Annotated in this window: 16 protein-coding genes and 2 pseudogenes; 5 read left to right on the forward strand and 13 right to left on the reverse strand. The window is 74.3% G+C overall.

What is annotated here, in order from left to right; genetic code table 11:
- Positions 1-247 precede the first annotated feature (247 nt).
- Positions 248-1,330 carry a phosphatase PAP2 family protein gene (locus tag ACIA5F_RS21595; protein WP_399355332.1) on the forward strand — a complete coding sequence of 361 codons (1,083 nt, stop codon included), beginning with the start codon at positions 248-250 and terminating at the stop codon, positions 1,328-1,330.
- 648 nt (positions 1,331-1,978) lie between these two features.
- Here the strand turns inward: ACIA5F_RS21595 and ACIA5F_RS21600 are convergent.
- Positions 1,979-2,587 (reverse strand): annotated as a pseudogene (locus ACIA5F_RS21600) (transglycosylase family protein); the annotation flags it as partial.
- Positions 2,588-2,941: 354 nt separating this feature from the next.
- Between ACIA5F_RS21600 and ACIA5F_RS21605 the strand changes: the two are divergent.
- The gene (locus ACIA5F_RS21605) at positions 2,942-3,769 is read left to right on the forward strand and encodes a hypothetical protein (RefSeq protein ID WP_399355334.1); all 828 of its coding nucleotides are present in this window, start codon (positions 2,942-2,944) and stop codon (positions 3,767-3,769) included.
- Between the two features lie 213 nt (positions 3,770-3,982).
- Positions 3,983-4,384: a hypothetical protein gene (locus ACIA5F_RS21610; RefSeq protein ID WP_399355336.1), complete on the forward strand. Its 402-nt coding sequence runs from the start codon at positions 3,983-3,985 to the stop codon at positions 4,382-4,384.
- 40 nt (positions 4,385-4,424) lie between these two features.
- On the opposite strand, the gene der is transcribed toward ACIA5F_RS21610, so the two are convergent.
- The 4 genes from der to ACIA5F_RS21630 all read right to left on the reverse strand — a co-directional run bounded on the left by der (position 4,425) and on the right by ACIA5F_RS21630 (position 8,667).
- Positions 4,425-5,882: a ribosome biogenesis GTPase Der gene (gene der / locus ACIA5F_RS21615; RefSeq protein ID WP_399355338.1), complete on the reverse strand. Its 1,458-nt coding sequence runs from the start codon at positions 5,880-5,882 to the stop codon at positions 4,425-4,427.
- Between the two features lie 75 nt (positions 5,883-5,957).
- Entirely contained in the window at positions 5,958-6,605 is a 648-nt protein-coding gene (locus ACIA5F_RS21620; RefSeq protein WP_399355341.1) for a lysophospholipid acyltransferase family protein, read from the reverse strand.
- Entirely contained in the window at positions 6,602-7,291 is a 690-nt protein-coding gene (cmk, locus tag ACIA5F_RS21625) for a (d)CMP kinase (protein ID WP_399355343.1), read from the reverse strand. Before cmk ends, ACIA5F_RS21620 begins: the two co-directional genes overlap by 4 nt.
- Before the next feature lie 287 nt (positions 7,292-7,578).
- Positions 7,579-8,667, reverse strand: coding sequence for a prephenate dehydrogenase (locus tag ACIA5F_RS21630; RefSeq protein ID WP_399355345.1), 1,089 nt, complete (start codon positions 8,665-8,667; stop codon positions 7,579-7,581).
- A gap of 161 nt (positions 8,668-8,828) precedes the next feature.
- Here ACIA5F_RS21630 and ACIA5F_RS21635 point away from each other — a divergent pair, with 161 nt between their 5' ends.
- Both ACIA5F_RS21635 and ACIA5F_RS21640 read left to right on the forward strand, forming a co-directional pair.
- Positions 8,829-9,170 carry a DUF952 domain-containing protein gene (locus tag ACIA5F_RS21635; RefSeq protein ID WP_399355348.1) on the forward strand — a complete coding sequence of 114 codons (342 nt, stop codon included), beginning with the start codon at positions 8,829-8,831 and terminating at the stop codon, positions 9,168-9,170.
- 80 nt (positions 9,171-9,250) lie between these two features.
- A pseudogene (locus tag ACIA5F_RS21640) lies at positions 9,251-9,932 on the forward strand (DNA polymerase beta superfamily protein).
- A 46-nt stretch (positions 9,933-9,978) separates the two neighbouring features.
- On the opposite strand, the gene ACIA5F_RS21645 reads toward ACIA5F_RS21640, so the two are convergent.
- The 8 genes from ACIA5F_RS21645 to ACIA5F_RS21680 form a co-directional block, all read right to left on the reverse strand.
- Positions 9,979-11,028, reverse strand: a complete 1,050-nt coding sequence (locus ACIA5F_RS21645; protein WP_399355350.1) for an ADP-ribosylglycohydrolase family protein — start codon at positions 11,026-11,028, stop codon at positions 9,979-9,981.
- Positions 11,029-11,231: 203 nt separating this feature from the next.
- Positions 11,232-12,677 carry a pseudouridine synthase gene (locus ACIA5F_RS21650; protein ID WP_399355352.1) on the reverse strand — a complete coding sequence of 482 codons (1,446 nt, stop codon included), beginning with the start codon at positions 12,675-12,677 and terminating at the stop codon, positions 11,232-11,234.
- A gap of 28 nt (positions 12,678-12,705) precedes the next feature.
- Positions 12,706-13,410 (reverse strand): SMC-Scp complex subunit ScpB, encoded by a 705-nt coding sequence (gene scpB, locus ACIA5F_RS21655; protein ID WP_399355354.1) that lies wholly within the window; start codon positions 13,408-13,410, stop codon positions 12,706-12,708.
- Complete coding sequence (locus ACIA5F_RS21660; protein WP_399355356.1) at positions 13,407-14,516, reverse strand: segregation and condensation protein A; 1,110 nt, start codon at positions 14,514-14,516, stop codon at positions 13,407-13,409. Before ACIA5F_RS21660 ends, scpB begins: the two co-directional genes overlap by 4 nt.
- A gap of 44 nt (positions 14,517-14,560) precedes the next feature.
- Positions 14,561-15,076: a hypothetical protein gene (locus ACIA5F_RS21665; RefSeq protein ID WP_399355357.1), complete on the reverse strand. Its 516-nt coding sequence runs from the start codon at positions 15,074-15,076 to the stop codon at positions 14,561-14,563.
- Positions 15,061-16,179: a ParA family protein gene (locus ACIA5F_RS21670; RefSeq protein WP_399355358.1), complete on the reverse strand. Its 1,119-nt coding sequence runs from the start codon at positions 16,177-16,179 to the stop codon at positions 15,061-15,063. Before ACIA5F_RS21670 ends, ACIA5F_RS21665 begins: the two co-directional genes overlap by 16 nt.
- 366 nt (positions 16,180-16,545) lie before the next feature.
- Complete coding sequence (gene ald / locus ACIA5F_RS21675) at positions 16,546-17,661, reverse strand: alanine dehydrogenase (protein ID WP_399355360.1); 1,116 nt, start codon at positions 17,659-17,661, stop codon at positions 16,546-16,548.
- Positions 17,662-17,813: 152 nt separating this feature from the next.
- Complete coding sequence (locus ACIA5F_RS21680) at positions 17,814-19,778, reverse strand: AAA family ATPase (RefSeq protein WP_399355362.1); 1,965 nt, start codon at positions 19,776-19,778, stop codon at positions 17,814-17,816.
- Positions 19,779-19,838 lie beyond the last annotated feature (60 nt).

Below are 19,838 nucleotides of genomic sequence, written 5' to 3' on the forward strand. Positions count from 1 at the left end.
ACCGGAAAACGGAATGCACCACTCCCTTTCTCCTTCCGGAAAAAAGAATTGGACTGCGGCAATAAAATAAAGGTAAGGATGCGAAATCATTGGCAGGTCGCCGGATCGGGTCCGCTTCGACCGCCGCCGGAATACTGCCGGAATAGCGGGAACCACGTCCTGCGTGAGACCAACTCCACATCACATGGTCATCACAAAGCCCGTGATTCGCCCGGGTCGGCCATCGACGCGCGGTAACGTCGATTGAGTGCGTACCGACCGAATCCTGACCCGTCTGGAGCGGGTGTTCGCCCGGCTGGACCGGGAACCAGAGCGACCGGCCCATCTGCAGACCCCGCGGATGAGCCGGCACCGCGTCGTGCTCCTGGCGTCGACCCTCGCCTTCTACCTCGCGATCGTGGTGGCCGTCCTGACCACGTCCTGGCTCGTCCGGCTGGACTGGCAGGTCATGTTCTTCCGCCCCTACGAGCAGTGGCCGCAGCTGCACGCCTTCCTCGACTACCTCGTCGTCCTGGGCCAGCGCGGCCCCACCGCGGTCATGGTGGCTGCCTGGCTCGGCTGGCGCTCCTGGCGGCAGCACACCCTGCGCCCGCTGATCACCCTCGGTGTGGCGCTGCTGCTGCTCAACGTCACCGTCGGTTCCGTCAAGCTCGGCCTCGGCCGGCTCGGCCCGCACTACGCGACCGAGATCGGCTCGGCCGAACTCTTCGCGGGCGGCGATATATTTCCCTCCGGCCACACCGCCAACGCCGTCGTGACCTGGGGAATCCTGGCCTATCTGGCCTCCACCGTGGTCACCCGGCGGGTGCTGTCCGTGGTCTCCGCCGTCGTCTCGCTGAGCGTCGGCGCCACCACGGTGTACCTCGGGACGCACTGGGTCAGCGATGTGCTGCTCGGCTGGTCCGCGGGGCTGCTGATCCTGCTGGCGCTGCCCTGGTTCGAGCCGCTCATCGCCCGCGCCGAGGCGTACGTCTTCGACCTGCGCGCGCTGCTGCGCCGCGCCGCGGAGACCGGGCGGATGCCCGCGCCGGTCGTCTCCGTGCTCACCCCGCTGCTCTCGGCGGGCGGCAAGTGGCAGCTCCGGCCGGCCCGTGAGGCCGCTCCGGAGCCCGCCGCCGCGCCCGCCGTCCCGGGCCTCGGCGCCCCCGGCTGCCCCGGCGCCCCGGCCCCGCACTCCCCGGCGCCCCGGCCGGCCGCGCACCTCGCCGCCCGGCCGCACCTGATCCGCTCCGAGCGGACCCCGGTCACCCCGAACGGCAGCCGCCGCCCGGCCCACGCCGAGCGGGCCGCCGGGCGGGGCACCGCGGCCCGCCCGGCCGGCGGCGGCTGACCCGGCGCACCCTCGCGGGGGCGGTACGCACACCCCACCCCCGCACCGCCTCACCCCGTACGCCTCGCGGCGGGCCCGGTCACCGGCCGGGCCCGCCGCGGCGCGTTCCCCGGCCCCCGCCCGGACGGCCGTCAGCGGCGCGCCCGGACATTCGTCCATCCCGGGTCACGCTTGTGTCACGGATTGTCGACAGCCGTCCGGCCCCGAAGGCGGTACGGGGAATTACTTTCCGAACCGGCAGAACTCGTGCGCGAATTCTGCCGATTTTCCGCCGGATTTCCGTGAATTCCGGCCGGACTTTCCGACCGGGACCGTCGGTACGGACCGGCCGGACCCGCTGAACCCCCTCGATTCCCTTACGTCTTCTTCACTGCCGCGGACCGCGCGGCACGTGCCAGGAGATCCCGCGCGGCCCCGATCCGTTCGGTGGGCCCGGCCGGTTCCACGACTTCGAACTCACAGCCGAGCGGCCGGAGAGGTGCCGGCCGGGACCGGGGTGGCGGTCGCCGGTGCCGGAACCTCCGGGACCGGGACGGCAGGCGTGCCGGAGGGAGCCGGGGAGGTGACGGCCGGGGCCGGAGTGACGGTCGCCGGGGCCGGGGAGGTGACGGCCGGAGTCGGGGACTGAGGCGCCAAAGGGATCTGAGGGGCCTGAGGTGCCGGGGAGGCGGGCGGGAGGGTCAGCATCGTGCCGGGCCTGAGCGGCGCCTCCGGGTCCGGTCCGACCAGCGCCCGGTTCGCCTCGTACAGCGCCCGCGGGCCGCCCCGCACCCGGCGCCCGGCCGCGACGGAGACCAGCGTGTCGCCCTCCCGCACCACGTGCATCCGCCCCGCCAGCCCGTACCGCTTCGAGCACACCGGCCACGCGTCCCAGCCCTGGACGGGCAGGATGTCCTCGGCGACCCGGATCTGCTGTTCGCGGGCCGCGAGGTCGGCCCGGGGCGCGAAGCGCAGCCCGCCGTACTCCTCCCAGGTCGGCTGCCAGAACTGCAGCCCGCCGTAGAACCCGTTGCCCGTGTTGACCGACCACCGTCCGCTGCTCTCGCAGTCGGCCACGCAGTCCCAGGGCCACTCCCCGCCCGGCCCGCAGTCCCCGGGCCCGCTCCCCAGCACACCGGGCGAGCCGGGGTGGTGCGCGGCCCCCGCGGGACCGGGCGCGGGCGGGGGCGGCGCGGCGGACGCGCCCGGCGGGAGGACGAGGACCAGTGCGGCCACGGCGACCGCCGGTGCGGCCCGCCGGTTCCGGAGGTTGGGCACCGGGTCACGGTACGCGGCGCCCCGCCGCGCCTCCCGGCCCGCCACGCGGCCCGGCCCGTTCCGTTCCGTTCCGCACCCGGCCGGCCGACCTGCGGAGCCGGGCACCGAACGGCCATCCACAGACATCAACTGGTCAGGACCGGAGCGTTGTTGACACGAAAGCGAAGCTCCGGCCGCGTGTTTCACCCCTGCGGGGGCCCGGTTCGATTTCGTTCCCTCAAACGGCGTGACCCCGGCCGCCGCTCACCCGTTGAGCCCGGAGAGCCGGGAGCCGCCCGGCCCCGCCCGTATGCCGAGACGGACCGGTCCACCGGCCGCCCGTCGTCTAGTCCGAGGAGCCACACCGTGCCGCGCATGCTCGACGTCAGTGATGAGGTACGTGCCGAGATCGGTGACGAAGAAGCCGACAGGCTGCTCGTCGGCGACGACGCGCCGCGCAGTTACGACTGCACCTCCTGCCGCACCCCGGGCGACCCCGAGAAGGACCGCACCAGCACCGTGCTGTTCGTCGGGGAGGAGACCGCCGTCCTCGCCTTCGCCCATGCGGGCTGCATCCCCTCGCAGGTCGTCACCGTCTCCGAGGAGCAGCTCCAGGGCGCCGTCCGCACCATCACCGGCGACGGCCCGGCCCCCGCCGTCGTCCCCGCCCCGGCCTCCGGCGCGGTGCCGCAGGCCGCCCCCGGCCCGAACACCCCCGGCGGGCAGGCCGTCCTCGGCATCACCAGCGGCCTCGTCCTGATCGGCGGCGATCTGCACCCGGCCCTGGTCGTCGAGCCGACCGCGCCCATCGCCCGCCCCGGCAGCGACGGCCCCGGTGACGACTTCCTGCCGCTCCTCATCGAGCAGGGCTTCGTCCCGGTCACCGACACGGCCCAGCTGCCCTCCGCGCTGTCCGGCTGGTCGGTGCTGCTCGCCGGCGGCCAGCTCCACGCCGTGCTCCAGCCGGGCGCCGAGGGCGGCGGACCGGTCGCCTGGTGGCAGGCGCACCAGGCGCTGTCGGTGACCGACGGCTGGCGGACCGCCGTCAACAAGACCCAGCGCGTCCTGGTCTACGCCGCGCCCGTCGGCTCCATCGGCCAGCAGCCCCGCGAGGACCTGCTGCGCGACGCGCTGGACAAGGCGGCGGCGGGCGGCCAGCTCGTGGCCGCCTCGATGCCCCTGGCGGGCACGCCGAACGCCTGATCCCCTCCACCACCGCCGAAGCGACCGCCGGGTCTCCGCCGAGGAGGCCCCGCGGGCATGCGCCGGGGGTGCGCGGCCCGTCCCGCGCACCCCCGGCGATCTGCGTTTTCTCCCCGCGTCACCCCGCATCCGCAGGGCCCTGGTGTCGTTGGCTGATACGTGCACGCATACGACTCCTCCCGCGCCCCGTCCTCTCCGCGCTCCCTCACCCCGATGCGCCCCGCACGGGACCGGGACAGCGCCCCGGCCGTCTCGCACACCCCCATCTTCGACAAGCTGTACGCGGAGTACCTGCGCGCCTTCCGGACCCTGCCGGGCGACCGGACCGGCGAGGAGGACCTCGGCTTCGCGGGGTTCTCGTACGGCAGCCCGTACGCCGGTGGCGGGTACGGACACGCGTACGGCGTCGGCGGGTACGGGTACGGCGGCCGGAGCGGTTCCGCGTGGCAGCAGCCCGAGCCCTGGCAGCCCTCGTACACCCCGCTCCCGCAGCCCTCGTACGCGCAGCCCCGGCAGGTTCCGGGCGGCCCCGGACATGGCGACGGGCGGCAGCACCAGAACGGGACGCACCACGTCCCGCCGGCCCTGCCGCCCGCTCCGCGCCGGGGCTACTGACCCCGGAGCGTGTGCCGGGGCCGCCTGACCCCGGAGCGCCCTACTTCTTCTTGTGCTGGGAACCGCGCTTCTCGCGCACCCGCACCGAGATGTGGATCGGGGTGCCCTCGAAGCCGAACTCCTCGCGCAGCCGGCGCTCGATGAAGCGCCGGTAGCCGTGCTCCAGGAAGCCGGAGGCGAAGAGGACGAACCGCGGCGGCTTGCTGCCGGCCTGGGTGCCGAAGAGGATGCGGGGCTGCTTGCCGCCACGGACCGGGTGCGGGTGGGCGGCGACGACCTCGCCGAGGAAGGCGTTCAGCCGGCCGGTGGGGACACGGGTCTCCCAGCCGTCCAGAGCCGCCTCGATGGCCGGGACCAGCTTCTCCATGTGGCGGCCGGTGAGCGCCGAGACGTTCACCCGGGGCGCCCAGGCGACCTGCTGCATCTCGGTCTCGATCTCGCGTTCCAGGTAGTAACGGCGCTCCTCGTCGAGCTCGTCCCACTTGTTGTACGCGATCACGATCGCACGGCCCGCCTCGACGGCCATGGTGATGATGCGCTGGTCCTGGACGCTGATGTTCTCGGTCGAGTCGATCAGGATGACCGCGACCTCCGCCTTCTCGACGGCGGCGGCCGTGCGCAGGGAGGCGTAGTAGTCGGCGCCCTGCTGGAGGTGGACGCGCTTGCGGATGCCCGCGGTGTCGACGAACTTCCAGGTGACTCCGCCGAGCTCGATCAGCTCGTCGACCGGGTCGCGGGTGGTGCCGGCCATCTCGTTGACGACGACACGGTCCTCCTTCGCGACCTTGTTGAGCAGCGAGGACTTGCCGACGTTCGGGCGGCCGATGAGCGCGATCCGGCGCGGACCGCCCACGGCGGTGCCGAAGGTCTGCTCGGGCGCCTCCGGCAGGGCTTCGAGCACCGCGTCGAGCATGTCGCCGGTGCCGCGGCCGTGGAGCGAGGAGACCGGGTGCGGCATGCCGAGGCCCAGCGACCACAGGGAGGCCGCGTCGGACTCGCCGCTCTGGCCGTCGACCTTGTTGGCGCACAGGACGACGGGCTTGCCGGCCCGGCGCAGCAGCCGGACGACGGCCTCGTCGGTGTCGGTGGCGCCGACCTTGGCGTCGACGACGAAGACGACCGCGTCGGCGGCCTCGATGGCGTACTCGGCCTGGGCGGCGACGGAGGCGTCGATGCCGAGGACGTCCTGCTCCCAGCCGCCGGTGTCGACGACCTTGAAGCGGCGCCCGGCCCATTCGGCCTCGTACGTGACACGGTCGCGGGTGACGCCGGGCTTGTCCTCGACGACCGCCTCCCGGCGGCCGATGATCCGGTTCACCAGGGTCGACTTGCCGACATTGGGGCGGCCGACGACGGCGAGGACGGGCAGCGGGCCCGCGCCCGCCTCTCCGAGGGCGCCTTCGACCTCCTCGATGTCGAAGCCCTCTTCCGCGGCGAGCTCCATGAACTCCGCGTACTCGGCGTCGCCAAGTGCTCCGTGGTCGTGCTGGTCGTTCATGAAGTCCGTTCCTCGTCGTTCGTGGTGATCGGTGGTCCCCGCGCAGCGCGGTTCCACTACTGTTTCAAGTTTGACTCAGCGCCCGGTGAGGCGCTTGGCATCGGCCAGGTGGGCCGTCAGCCGGTCCTGAATGCGTTCGGTGGCCTGGTCCAGCGCGGTCCGCGTCCGGCGTCCGGTGCCGTCCCCGGCGTCGAAGGCCGAGCCGAAGACGACGTCGACGCGGCTGCGGAAGGGCGGCAGCCCGCCCACCAGCCGGCCCCGGCTCTCGGTGCTGCCCAGGACGGCGACGGGCACGACGGGCGCGCCGCTGCGGACCGCGAAGTACGCGAGCCCCGCGCGCAGCGAGGCGAAGTCGCCCTCGCCCCGGGTGCCCTCGGGGAAGATCCCCAGGGCCCCGCCCTGCTCCAGCACGCCCAGGGCGTTGCCGATCGCGGTCCGGTCGGCCACGCCGCGGTCCACCTTGACCTGCCCGATCCCTTCGAGGAAGGGGCCGAGGGGCCCCACATACGCTTCCTTCTTGATCAGGAAGTGCAGCGGGCGCGGGGCGGTGCCCATCACCATCGGGCCGTCGATGTTGTGGGAGTGGTTCACGGCGAGGATCACCGGGCCCGTGGCGGGCACCTTCCAGGCTCCCAGCACGCGCGGCTTCCACAGCCCGTACATGAGCCCGATGCCGATGCGCCTGCCGACCGCCGCGCCCTTGGCGGAGGGCGTCCGGCTCATGCGCCCTGCCGTTCCGCGACGAGGGTCACGACGCACTCGATGACCTGGTCCAGGCTCAGCTCGGTGGTGTCCACCTCGACGGCGTCGGCCGCCTTGGCCAGCGGGGAGGTCTTCCGGCCGGAGTCGGCCGCGTCCCGCTTGACCAGGGCTTCCCTGGTGGCCGCGAGGCCCGCGGCGTCGGCGCCGCGCAGTTCCCCGCTGCGCCGGGCGGCGCGCGCCTCGGGCGAGGCGGTCAGGAAGATCTTGAGGTCGGCGCCGGGCAGGACGGTGGTGCCGATGTCCCGCCCCTCGACGACGATGCCGCCCGCGGCGGCGGCGATGGCGCGCTGGAGCCCGGTGATCCGGGTGCGCACCTCGGGGACGGCGCTGACGGCGCTGACCTTGGAGGTGACCTCCTGGGTCCGGATGGGCCCGGCGGCGTCCAGGCCGTCCACGGTGATCGTGGGGGCGGCCGGGTCGGTCCCGGAGACGATGGCGGGCTTGCCCGCGGCGACCGCGACGGCCTGCGGGTCGTCGGTGTCGACACCGTTGGTGATCATCCACCAGGTGATGGCCCGGTACTGGGCGCCGGTGTCCAGGTAGCGCAGCCCGAGCTTGGCGGCAACGGCCTTGGAGGTGCTGGACTTGCCCGTGCCGGAGGGACCGTCGATGGCGACGATCACGGTGGACGGAGCTGCGGTTTCCACGGTGCGGGCACCTTCCTGGTTGCGCGTACGTGTCCGGGCGCGCCAAAGCGCCCCTCTTCAAGGTTACCGGCCCCCGGCACCCGGTGCTCCCGCCGCCGCGGGCACCGGTCCGGGCCGGGGGGCGTGACGGCCGCCGCCGGGGCCCGTGGACCCTGAGGCCGGGGTCCTCGCCGAGGGCCCCGGCGCGGGGCGGACCGGCCCCGGCGGGGGCCCGCCGCGCACGGCGGACCGGCGGGGTGTCCGGCCCGGCGGGGCCCTGCGGGCCGCCGGGCCGCATCCGTCGCGGGCTACTGCTGGCGCAGCGCCCAGCCGCGTTCGCGCAGCTGGGCCGTGAGACCCGCCACAGCCCTCGGCTCCACCATGAGCTGGACCAGGCCGGCCTGCTGGCCCGTGGCGTGCTCGATCCGGACGTCCTCGATGTTGACCCCGGCCCGGCCCGCGTCGGCGAAGATCCGGGCCAGCTCGCCCGGCTGGTCGCTGATGAGCACGGCCACCGTCTCGTACACCGTGGGCGCGGCGCCGTGCTTGCCCGGTACCCGGACCCGGCCCGCGTTCCCGCGCCGCAGCACGTCCTCGATGCCCGCCGCGCCGCCGCGCCGCTTCTCCTCGTCGGCGGACTGGAGGCCGCGCAGTGCCTCGACGGTCTCCTCCAGGTCCTGGGCGATCCCGGCCAGGACGTCGGCCACCGGTCCCGGGTTCGCCGACAGGATCTCCACCCACATCCGCGGGTCGGAGGCCGCGATCCGGGTCACGTCCCGGATGCCCTGGCCGCAGAGCCGCACCGCCGTCTCGTCGGCCTCCTCCAGCCGGGCCGCGACCATGCTCGACACGAGCTGCGGGGTGTGCGAGACCAGCGCCACCGCCCGGTCGTGCGCGTCGGCGTCCATGACCACGGGTACGGCCCGGCACAGGGCGACCAGCTCCAGCGCGAGGTTGAGCACCTCGTGGCCGGTGTCCCGGGTCGGGGTCAGCACCCAGGGCCGGCCCTCGAAGAGGTCCGCGGTCGCCGCCAGCGGCCCCGAGCGCTCCTTGCCGGCCATCGGGTGGGTGCCGATGTACGCGGTGAGGTCCGCTCCCAGCGCCGTCAGCTCCCGGCGGGGCCCGCCCTTGACGCTGGCCACGTCCACGTACGCCCGTGCCGTGCCCCGTGCGATGGCTCCGGCGAGGGTCGTGGCCACGTGGGCCGGCGGGACGGCCACGATCGCGAGGTCCACGCGCCCCTCGGGGGGGTCGTCCGTGCCGGCGCCGAGGGCGGCGGCCGTCCGGGCCTGGGTGGGGTCGTGGTCGACGAGGTGGACGGTGATCCCGCGGGCGGTCAGGGCGAGCGCCGCGGAGGTGCCGATCAGTCCGGTTCCGATGACGACGGCGGTTCTCAACGGGCGCTCCAGGGGTACGTGGCGGCGGGGCGACGGCGGCCCCCGGCCCAGGGTAGCCAGCCCGCACGCCCCGAGGGCCCGCCGGGCCGTCGCGGAGCGGGCCACCGGGGACCGGGTCCGGGCGCCGCCGCCGTGGCCGGCGCTGCGGTAGAACGGTCGGCATGATCTTCCACCTCGTCCCGCTCGCCGACCGGGCCGCCGCGCCCGGTCTCCCGTACGCCCCGTCCTCGCTCGGCTCCGAGGGGTTCGCGCACTGCTCGGCCGACCGCCCCACCGTCCTCGCCGTCGTGGACGCGCACTACGGCGGCCTGCCGGGGACCCTGCTCGCCGTGGAGCTCGACGAGGGCGCCCTGACCGCCGAGGTCCGCCGGGCGGACGGGCCCGGCGGCCGTCACCCGCACGTCCACGGCCCGCTGGAGCGGAAGGCCGTGGTCCGCCTCTGGGAGGTCGTCCGCTCCCCCGGCACCCCGCCCGTACTGGCCCCCTGGCCACCGGCCGCCTGACCCGGCGCGGCGGCCCCGGCCCGGCCCGGCCACCCGTATCTCGCTCGCGTCACCGCAGGTCAAGCACCTAGTCTCCCGGAATGGACGGACTGACTCTGGTACGGGACCACACGGTCTACCGCTGCGTGACGGGTTCCCGGGCCTTCGGCCTGGCGACGGAGGCCAGCGATACCGACCTGCGGGGTGTCTACCTCGCCCCGACGCCGCTGTTCTGGCGCTTCGAGAAGCCGCCGACGCATGTGGAAGGCCCTCGGGACGAGGAGTTCTCCTGGGAGCTGGAACGTTTCTGCGAACTCGCCCTGCGCGCCAACCCGAACATCCTGGAGTGCCTGCACTCCCCGCTGGTCCAGGACACCGGTCCGGTCGGCGAGGAGCTGCTCTCCCTCCGCGACGCCTTCCTCTCGCGCCGGACCCACACCACCTTCACCCGGTACGCGGTCGCCCAGCGCGCCCGGCTCCTCGCGGACCTGCGGGTCCACGGCGCCCCGCGCTGGAAGCACGCCATGCACCTGCTGCGCCTGCTCCTGTCCTGCCGCGACCTGCTGCGCACCGGCCGTCTGGACATCGACGCGAGCCCCTACCGCGACCGGCTCCTCTCGGTCCGGCGCGGGGAGCTGACCTGGGACGAGGCCGGTGCGTGGATGGCCCGTCTCACGGAGGAGGCCGACGCGGCCCTCGCCTCCACCCGTCTCCCCCCCGGACGCGGACCACGCCCGGGTGGCGGACTTCCTCCTGCGCACCCGCCGGGCATCGGCCGCCTGACCCCGCCCTTGCCGGACCGGCGGGGACGAGGACGGGGCGGTGCGGGTCACGCGTCCCAGAGCGCGCCGAAGGCCAGCAGCTCGTCGCGGTACTCGATGCGGTCCCGCCACTCCCGGGGCCAGGCGTCCGCGCCGAGGTGGGCGCCCGCGAAGGCCCCGGCGAGGCAGGCGATCGAGTCCGAGTCGCCCGCCGTGCAGGCCGCGCGGCGCAGTGCCAGGAGCGGCTCGTCCGGGAACAGCAGGAAGCACTGCAGGGCCGTGGCCAGGGCTTCCTCGGCGATCCAGCCGTCGCCCGTGGTCAGGCAGGGGTCCGTCTCCGGGGACGGGTCGCGCAGCGCCGCCGCCAGCCGGTCCAGGGCGGCGAGGCAGTCGTCCCAGCCGCGTGCGGCGAAGGACTCCGGCGAGGCGTCACCGGCCGTGCGCATCCACAGGTCGCCGAGCCAGCGCTCGGGGTAGCGGGTCCGGTTCTCCAGGGCGTACGCGCGCAACTCCGCGACCAGGCCGCGCACCCGCGTGCCCCGGGCCAGCAGGTGCACGGCCCGCGCCGTCAGGTCGGAGGCCGCGAGCGCCGTGGGGTGGCCGTGGGTGAGGGCCGACTGGAGCTGGGCGGCGCCCGCCCGTTCCTCCTCGGTCCAGCCGGGGACCAGCCCCACCGGCGCCACCCGCATGTTCGCCCCGCAGCCCTTGGAGCCGGTCAGGCTGGCGTCCCGCCAGTCCCGCTCCGGCCGGTCCAGCAGTGCGCAGGCGGTCATGCAGGTGCGGCCCGGGGCGCGGTTGTTCTCCGGGGAGTGGAACCAGTCGACGTACTCCTCCCGCACCGGCCGGGTCAGCGTCAGCGGGCCGATCGGGCCCCGCTCCAGGGCCGTCCGTATGCCGCGCGCCAGGGCCAGCGTCATCTGGGTGTCGTCCGTGACGAACGCGGGCCGGGGAAGCCGCATCTCGCGCCACGGGCCCGTCTTGGCCAGGATCGACGGCACGTCGTTGAACTCCGTCGGGAAGCCGAGGGCGTCGCCCAGGGCCAGGCCGATCAGGGCGCCCGTCGCGGGCCGCTTCGCCGCGGCCTCCGTGGCCGCCGCGGTCGTCGTCTGCGTCGTCATCGTGCGGGGTCCTCCTGGGGAACGGGACAGGGGGCGGCCGGAGCGTGGTCGCGGGTCCGAGTACAGCACGGCCCTCCCCCGCCCGGCCGGCCGGCCCTGCCGCCGTCGGCCCGGCGCCCTTTCCTGGCGAGCGAAGAGCCCGCGGCGCCGTGGGGCGTCGCGGGCTCTTCGTGTTCCGGATGGCGGCCCGGGGGCCGCCGGTGTTACAGGCCGACCTCGCGCATCAGCATGCCGACCTCGGTGTTGGTCAGGCGGCGCAGCCAGCCGGACTTCTGGTCGCCCAGCTCGATCGGCCCGAAGGAGGTCCGTACGAGCTTCTCGACCGGGAAGCCGGCCTCCGCCATCATGCGGCGGACGATGTGCTTGCGGCCCTCGTGGAGGGTGACCTCGACCAGGTAGTTCTTGCCGACCTGGTCGACGACGCGGAAGTGGTCGGCGCGGGCGTAGCCGTCCTCCAGCTCGATGCCGTCCTTGAGGCGCTTGCCGATGTCGCGCGGCAGCGGGCCGGTGATCGCGGCCACGTAGGTCTTCTTCACGCCGTACTTCGGGTGCGTGAGGCGGTGGGCCAGCTCACCGTGGTTGGTGAGGAGGATGATGCCCTCGGTCTCGGTGTCGAGCCGGCCGACGTGGAAGAGACGCGTCTCACGGTTGGTGACGTAGTCGCCGAGGCACTGGCGGCCGTCGGGGTCCTCCATCGTGGAGACGACGCCGGCGGGCTTGTTCAGCGCGAAGAACAGGTGCGACTGGGTGGCGACGGTCAGGCCGTCCACCTTGATCTCGTCCTTCGGCTGGACGCGCTTGCCCTGCTCCAGCACGATCTCGCCGTTGACCTCGACGCGGGCCTGCTCGATGAGCTCCTCGCAGGCGCGGCGCGAGCCCATGCCGGCCCGGGCGAGCACCTTCTGCAGGCGCTCGCCCTCCTGCTCGGCGCCCGGGAAGGTCTTGGGGGTGTTGATCACGGGCTTGTCGGCGTACCGGTCGCGCACGCGCTCCTCGATCCGCGCGTCCAGCTCGCGCGGGCGGGACTGGCCGCTGCGGCTGCCGGGACCGCGGCGCGGGCCGCCCGCCCCGCCGATGCCGGGGGTGCGGGAGGTCTTCGGGCCGCCCTTGGCACCGCCGCGCGCCGCGTCACCACGGGCACCGCCACGGTTGCCGTCGGCCGCGCCACGGGCACCGCCGCCACCGGCGCGGGGTCCGCCGCGGCCGTTGCGCTCGCCCTCGGGGCCCACGTCGTAGCGGCGCTCCTCGGGGCGCGGGTTGCGGGGGCGCTGGGGCGCCTGGTCGCGGTCCTGGTCACGGTCGCGCGAGCCGCCCGCGGGGGACGGGCCGCCGCGGTAACCGCCACCGGAGCCGGAGCCGCCACTGGAGCCGCCGCGGTAACCGCCGCCGGAGCTGCCACCGCTGGACCCGCCGCGGTAACCACCGGAGCCGGACCCACCGCCTGCCCCGCCGCGGTAGCCACCGCCGGAGCTGCCACCGCTGGACCCACCGCGGTGACCGCCACCGCCGCCGCTACCGCCGGAGCCGCCACCGCGGTAGCCACCGCCCGTGCCGGAGCCGCCGCCGCGGGAGGAGTTGCCGCCACGTCCGGCGCCACCACCGCCGCCGCTGTTCCTGTTGCCGCCGTTGCCGTTGCCGCTGCTTCGCATCAAAGTTCCGTCGTCTTGTCGTCGTCATTCACATTTCTGGGGCGTACGGTGCCTCCAGATCGAACGACGGCACACCTTCTTGCGTCTCGGCTTCGATCGCGTCCGCCTCGGGGAGGAAGGGCGCGAGCTCCGGGAGCTCGTCCAGGCCGTACAGGCCCATACGCTCCAGAAAGTAGTTCGTCGTCCTGTACAGGATCGCACCTGTTTCGGGTTCCGTCCCCGCCTCCTCCGCCAGACCCCGCTGGAGGAGGGTCCGCATGACCCCGTCACAGTTGACTCCGCGGACCGCCGAGACCCGTGACCGGCTCACCGGCTGGCGGTACGCGACGACCGCGAGGGTCTCCAGCGCCGCCTGGGTGAGCCGGGCCTGCCGGCCGTCCAGGACGAAGCTCTCGACGGCCGGGGCGTACCGCGCCCGGGTGGAGAAACGCCACCCGCCGGCGACGAGCCGCAGCTCGAACCCCCGGCCCGAGGCCGTGTACTCGTCGGCCAGCTCGCCCAGGGCCGTGGCGACCTCGCGCGGGGCACGTCCGAGGACCTTGGCGAGGTGGATCTCGGTCGCGGGCTCGTCCACGACCATCAGGACGGCCTCCAGGGCGGGCTTCAGCGCGAGCCCCTGCCCGGCTCCGGTGGAACCGGTGGCCCCGGCCCGCCCCGCCGCCTCGTGCCCCCTGTGCACCTCGGCCGCCTCGTTTTTCTCCGTCACCCGGCCCGCCCCGCTCCCGTCGCTCATTGCCTCGCCTCCACGATCCGGTCCCTCTGGCCGCTCTGCCCGCTCCGGTCACTCCGGTCACTCCGGTCGAACTCGTCGGTCACGGCCGGCACCACGTCCCCGTCCCCGCCGCTCCAGCGCACGGTGAGGGTCCCCAGGGCCTCCTCCTGGTCCAGGACCACCGCCCTCTCCCGGTAGAGCTCCAGCAGGGCGAGGAACCGCGCGACGACGGTGAGGGGGTCGGCCGCGTCCTCGGTGAGTTCCCGGAAGGTGGCCTCGCCGTGCGCCCTCAGCATCCGCACGACGATCCCGGCCTGTTCCCGCACGCTGACGAGCGGCGCGTGCACGTGGTCGACGTACACCTGGGGTGCGGCCCGGGGCCGCATGGCCCGCGCCGCCAGCCGGGCGAGCCCCTCGGGGCCGATGCTGATGACGACGTCGGGCAGGAGCGCGGCGTGGTGGGGTTCCAGTCCGGCCGTGCGCGGGTGGCGCAGTTCCTCGGCCTCGGCCCGCCGCGCGAAGATCTCGGCGATCCGCCGGTACGCCCGGTACTGGAGCAGGCGCGCGAAGAGCAGGTCCCGGGCCTCCAGCAGGGCGAGGTCGGCCTCGTCCTCGACCTCGGCGACGGGCAGCAGCCGGGCGGTCTTCAGGTCGAGCAGGGTGGCGGCCACGACGAGGAACTCGGTGGTCTGGTCGAGGTCCCCCTCGGGCCCCATGGCCCGGATGTGCGCCATGAACTCGTCGGTGACCCGGGAGAGGGCGACCTCGGTGATGTCGAGCCGGTGCCGGGAGATCAGCTGGAGCAGCAGGTCGAAGGGGCCCTCGAAATTGTCGAGCCGCAGCGTGAACCGGCCGCCGCCGCCACCGGCCGCCGCGGGTTCCGGGGGCGCGCCCGGCGGGACCGGGGCCGGGCAGGCCGGGTCCGAGGAGGCCGGGTCCTCGGGGGCACCACCCGGCCCGGAAGTCCGCTCCCGCCCCTCGACGGCCCCGGCTGCGGGCCCGGGCACCGCGCCGCTCCCGGGCCCGCCCCCGGGAGACGGGCGGCGTCCAGGGGGCTCCTCGGGGCCTGCGGGGCCGTGCCCCGGGAGGCGGCGGGCGGGAGGGCCGGTTTCGGCTGGCAGGGGCATCGTGGTCCAGGTGGTGCGGAGGGGAGGGTGCGCGTACGGCCGGTTCAGCGGCCCCGCAGGCGCCGTACGAGGATGCTCGCGTCCCCCCGGGATTCGAGATCGGCGAGGACGACCGCCACCGCCTCGCGGACGATCCGGCCGCGGTCGACCGCCAGCCCGTGTTCCCCGCGCAGCACCAGCCGCGCGTGTTCCAGGTCCATCAGTTCCTCGGCGGAGACGTAGACCGTGATCTTCTCGTCGTGGCGCTCGCGCCCGCTGGGCCGCCGGTTGGCGCCCCGGCCCTGTCCCTTGCCCCGCCGGCCCGCTCCCGCGGGGGCGACGCTGCTGACAGAACCTTCCTGCGGGCGCCGGGGGCTCCCGACACCGGGCGCGCCCGGCTCGGCGCCGGGCCCGGTCTCCCGGCCGCGGCCCTCGCCCGGGGCGTCCTCGGCCGGGCCGCCCGGCTGTTCCGCGGCCGGCGGCTCCTCGCCCCCGCGCCGCGGCGAGGACGACTGGAGGGCCATCCCCCCGGTCGTGCGGAACAGTTCGTCGGCTCCGGGCAGACTCACTCGGCGTGACACCGGGCGAGCACCTCCCTGGCCAGCTGGCGGTAGGCGGCGGCGCCGACGGAGTTGGAGGCGTACGTGGTGATCGGCTCACCGGCGACCGTGGTCTCCGGGAAGCGCACCGTACGGCCGATGACCGTGTGGTAGACGTGCTCGTCGAACGCCTCGACCACCCGCGCCAGCACCTCCCGGCTGTGCACCGTACGGGAGTCGTACATCGTGGCGAGGATGCCGTCGAGCTCCAGCTCGGGGTTGAGCCGCTCCTGGACCTTCTCGATGGTCTCGGTGAGCAGGGCCACCCCGCGCAGCGCGAAGAACTCGCACTCCAGCGGGACGATGACCTTGTGGGCCGCCGTCAGGGCGTTGACGGTCAGCAGGCCGAGCGAGGGCTGACAGTCGATCACGATGTAGTCGTAGTCGGGCAGCAGGGGCTTGAGCGCCCGCTGGAGCGTCGACTCGCGCGCGACCTCGCTGACCAGCTGGACCTCGGCGGCGGAGAGGTCGATGTTGCTCGGCAGCAGGTCCATGTTGGGGACCGCCGTCTTGAGCAGCACGTCGTCCGCCGACATGCCCCGCTCCATGAGCAGGTTGTAGACCGTCAGGTCGAGTTCCATCGGGTTCACGCCGAGGCCCACGGAGAGCGCGCCCTGCGGGTCGAAGTCGACGAGCAGCACGCGGCGTCCGTACTCGGCGAGCGCGGCGCCGAGGTTGATGGTCGACGTGGTCTTGCCCACGCCGCCCTTCTGGTTGCACATCGCGATGATCTTCGCGGGACCGTGGCCGGTCAGCGGGCCCGGGATGGGGAAGTACGGCAGCGGGCGTCCGGTCGGGCCGATCCGCTCGCGGCGCTGGCGGGCAGCGTCGGGGGCGAGGGTGGCCGCGTACTCGGGGTCCGGTTCGTACTCCGCGTCGGGGTCGTAGAAGTGCCCCTCGGGCACGTTGTCGTAGTCGGCGAAACCGGTGGGCTTTTCGCCGCTGGGGTCGCCGGCCCTGGAGTTCACGTCTAGGCCGTCCATGCTCTTTCGGGGCGTCGTCATGTGCTGGTGGTTTGCGAAGGTGCGGACCGCGACGGAGCCGACCGCTTCGAGCCCGGCAGGGCTCTGGCCCCCCGCAGGCACCCCTGCTCGACCACCTCCAGGAGTAAATGTCGACTCATTCACAAGTCGTCTTACCTCCTCGGATGTGACCAGGACACTTATCGATAGGTCAGCGTGGCGCCATGCCGACGGTTGGCGACTCTATGGCGTGTCACCACCCAGCGGCAACACAATCCGCCGGACGCGGCACGTTGTGTCGGCAACCGAACACCACTCTGTCAAGGGTGTACGAGCCGCCACCGAGAAGTTCCACAGGTGTGCGAAAGGGTTAAAGGGTTACGTTCGCGGCGAGTTGAGCGGCCCGCGCGCGTACCCGCGAACACGTCCGGCCGGACCTCGGGGCAAGGTCCGGCCGGATACGTGAGATTGACGTCAGTCGTTGACGGTTCAGCCGAGCAGCGTGTCCAGCGGCAGCGTGGGCAGGCCGTGGGCCTCGGCGACCGGGCCGTAAACGACCTGGCCGTCATGGGTGTTGAGGCCCAGCGCGAGCGCCGGGTCACGCCGCAGCGCCTCCACCCAGCCGAGATTCGCGAGCTGCACGATGTAGGGCAGCGTGGCGTTGGTCAGCGCGTAGGTGGAGGTGTTCGGCACCGCGCCCGGCATGTTGGCGACGCAGTAGAAGACCGACCGGTGGACCGGGAAGGTCGGCTCGGCGTGGGTGGTCGGACGGGAGTCCTCGAAGCAGCCGCCCTGGTCGATCGCAATGTCGACAAGGACACTTCCGGGCTTCATCCGGGAGACCAGCTCGTTGGTGACCAGCTTCGGGGCCTTCGCACCCGGGATCAGCACCGCGCCGATGACGAGGTCGGCCTCCAGGACCGCCTTCTCCAGCTCGTAGGCGTTGGAGACGATCGTCTGGATCTTCGTGCCGAAGATCTTGTCGGCCTCGCGGAGCTTGTTGATGTCGCGGTCGAGCAGGGTCACGTGGAAGCCCATGCCGATGGCGATCTGCGCGGCGTTCCAGCCGGAGACGCCGCCGCCGATGACGACGGCCCTGGCCGCCGAGGTGCCGGGCACGCCGCCCGGGAGCACGCCGCGGCCGCCGGCCGAGCGCATCAGGTGGTAGGCGCCGACCTGCGGGGCCAGCCGGCCCGCGACCTCGGACATCGGGGCGAGCAGCGGGAGCGCGCGGGAGGCCAGCTCGACCGTCTCGTACGCGATGGCGGTGGTGCCGGAGGCCAGCAGGGCGTCCGTGCACTCGCGGGAGGCCGCCAGGTGCAGGTAGGTGAAGAGGGTCTGGTCCTTGCGGAGGCGGTGGTACTCCTCGGCGATGGGCTCCTTGACCTTCAGCAGGAGGTCGGCGGTGGCCCAGACCTCGTCGGCGGTGCCCAGGATCTCGGCGCCCGCGGCCACGTACTCGGCGTCGGCGATGGAGGAACCCGCACCGGCGTCCTGCTCGATGAAGACCTGGTGGCCGTTGCGGACCAGCTCATGCACGCCGGCGGGCGTGATGGCAACCCGGAACTCGTTGTTCTTGACCTCGCGGGGGATGCCGACCTTCATCGTCGATCACGGTCCTTGGCTCAGGGGATGTTCAGGGGCACTTACCTACATACCCGCCCACAAGAGTGCGCAACGGGATGCACCACGGGATGACGTGGTGGAGCCAGTCTAATGAAGGATGAGGCCCTGTCTAGCCTTGCAAACCAATAACCTCAGTCGGAACCACTACGGATTTCGCAGGCAGCGGGGTCATCTCCCAGCAATCTGTCAGCTGCGGAGCGGTGCAGCCGCGCGGCGGCGGGGTCTCCCAGCCGGTCCAGCGTGTCCGCCAGCCGCACCTGGAGCGCCGCCTGGAGCCGCAGGTCCCCCGCCCGGCGGGCCAGCTCCACCGCCTCCCGGCAGGTGTGCAGGGAGTCCGCGGGGCGCCCCGCGTACTCCTGGACCCGCGCCATCTCGCTCAGCGCCTTCGCCTGGCCGGGCACGTCGGTGAGCCTGCGGTAGCCCGCGCCGGCCGCCCGCCAGCTGCGCAGCGCGTCCCCGTACCGCCCGGCGTAGGTGTGCACGTTGCCCAGGCGTCCGTACAGTCGCGCCTCGTCCGCCCGCTCCCCCCGCGCCTGGGCCTGGGCGAGCGCCCGGCCGAACCAGTCGGAGGCCCGGTGCCAGTCCGCGAGCTCCTGGTAGGCGCCACCCACGGATTCCATCGCGCGGCCCGTCGCGTACGGGTCGTTCGCCGCCCGGCCGGCGTCCAGCGCGGCCCGGTACCGTTCCAGCGCCTCCTGGGTCCGGCCTGTCCCGGCGTCCAGGTCGGCCAGGTTCAGCAGCGCGGCGGCCTGTTCCCGGTGCAGCTCCCGGCGCTCGGCCACGTCCAGGACCAGCCGGTGCAGCCCGTACAGCTCCGGGGCGGCCCCGGCGGTGCCTCGGTGTCCGGCGAGGGCCCGGACCAGGGCCGCGACCAGCCGGCGGGCCAGCGTGTCCAGCTCGCCGTCGGCCACGGCCGCCGCCGCGGCGGCGGACAGCGCGGGCAGCCGGGTGTCGAGCCAGGCCGCGGCGGCCCGCCGGTCGGCGAAGCGCAGCGCGCGCGGCAGCCCGTCCATCCGCTCCCGCACGTCCTCCTCGACGTCGGTGGCCATGGCCTCGCAGGAGCGCAGCAGCCGTACCGTGCGCTCCAGCATCCTGGCGCGGGCCAGCTGGACCTCGGCGGGCCGTTCCTTGGCCTCCAGCAGGGCCCGCAGCAGCGGCGCGAGGCAGCCGGGCAGCTGGAAGAGGCCGTCCTCGGCGGGGCGGACCAGGCCCAGCCCGGCGAAGTCCTCCAGGGTCGACTGGGCGGCGGCCACGGAGCAGCCGGCCAGGGCGGAGGCGGTGTGGGAGTCGACCAGGCCGGCGGGGGCGAGCGGCAGCAGCCGCAGGGTCCGCTGGGCGGGCTGGGGCAGGGACTCGTAGACGAGCCGGAGGGCGCGGGCGAGCGGTCCGCCGGCGCCGGGCGGCATGTCGTGGAGCTGCTTGGCCACGTCGGCGACGGCGGCCTTGGGGTGGGCGGCGAGCCAGCCGCCGACGAGGGCCAGCGCGGCGGGCTGGCCCCCGCACGCCTCGGCGAGGGTCTCGGCGGCGCGGGGATCGACGGTGACGCGGATGTCGCCGATGCGCCGCCCGAGCAGCTCCACGGCGGAGGGGGTGTCCAGCCCCCCGAGGGTGCAGGGCCGCACGTCCGGGATGCCGGTGAGCGGCCCCCGCGCGGTGACCACGACCAGGCACTCGGGGTTGTCCGGCAGCAGGGCGTCGACCTGTTGCGGGTCGGCGGCGTCGTCCACCAGGACGACCACGCGGCGGCCGGCGAGCGCGGTGCGCAGGGCGGAGCTCAGCTCGTCCTCCCCGGCCCCGGGCGGGGTGGGCTCCCCCAGCGCCTCCAGCAGGCCCCGGACGGCCTGCTCGGTGGCGACGGGCCCGCCGCCGGGCACGGTGAGCCGGGTCCGCAGGACTCCGCCGGGGTACTGGTCGGCGACCTCGGCCACGAACGCCTCGGCGAGGGCGGTCCGGCCGGACCCCGGCCGCCCGGCGACGAGCAGCACCCGCGCCCTGGGTGCCTTGGCCTTCCGGCCCGAGAGGGTGTCGAGCCCGGTCCGTGCGATGTCCTCGCGCAGCTCCTTGAGCTCACGCCGCCGCCCGACGAAATCCGTCACGGATCCGCTCCTCTCGCTGCCTCGGGTTGCGAGCGTAGTTCACGCAGAGCGACGACCCGG

Source organism: Streptomyces sp. NPDC051567 (assembly GCF_044454165.1).
GTDB lineage: Bacteria > Actinomycetota > Actinomycetes > Streptomycetales > Streptomycetaceae > Streptomyces.

Coding starts and splice junctions, on each gene's coding strand:
- ACIA5F_RS21610 (WP_399355336.1), top strand. CDS start 3,983: ATGCGCCCCGCACGGGACCGGGACAGCGCCCCGGCCGTCTCGCACACC.
- ACIA5F_RS21660 (WP_399355356.1), bottom strand. CDS start 14,516: ATGCCCCTGCCAGCCGAAACCGGCCCTCCCGCCCGCCGCCTCCCGGGG.
- scpB (WP_399355354.1), bottom strand. CDS start 13,410: ATGAGCGACGGGAGCGGGGCGGGCCGGGTGACGGAGAAAAACGAGGCG.
- ald (WP_399355360.1), bottom strand. CDS start 17,661: ATGAAGGTCGGCATCCCCCGCGAGGTCAAGAACAACGAGTTCCGGGTT.
- der (WP_399355338.1), bottom strand. CDS start 5,882: ATGAACGACCAGCACGACCACGGAGCACTTGGCGACGCCGAGTACGCG.
- ACIA5F_RS21645 (WP_399355350.1), bottom strand. CDS start 11,028: ATGACGACGCAGACGACGACCGCGGCGGCCACGGAGGCCGCGGCGAAG.
- ACIA5F_RS21620 (WP_399355341.1), bottom strand. CDS start 6,605: ATGAGCCGGACGCCCTCCGCCAAGGGCGCGGCGGTCGGCAGGCGCATC.
- ACIA5F_RS21635 (WP_399355348.1), top strand. CDS start 8,829: ATGATCTTCCACCTCGTCCCGCTCGCCGACCGGGCCGCCGCGCCCGGT.
- ACIA5F_RS21650 (WP_399355352.1), bottom strand. CDS start 12,677: ATGCGAAGCAGCGGCAACGGCAACGGCGGCAACAGGAACAGCGGCGGC.
- ACIA5F_RS21605 (WP_399355334.1), top strand. CDS start 2,942: ATGCTCGACGTCAGTGATGAGGTACGTGCCGAGATCGGTGACGAAGAA.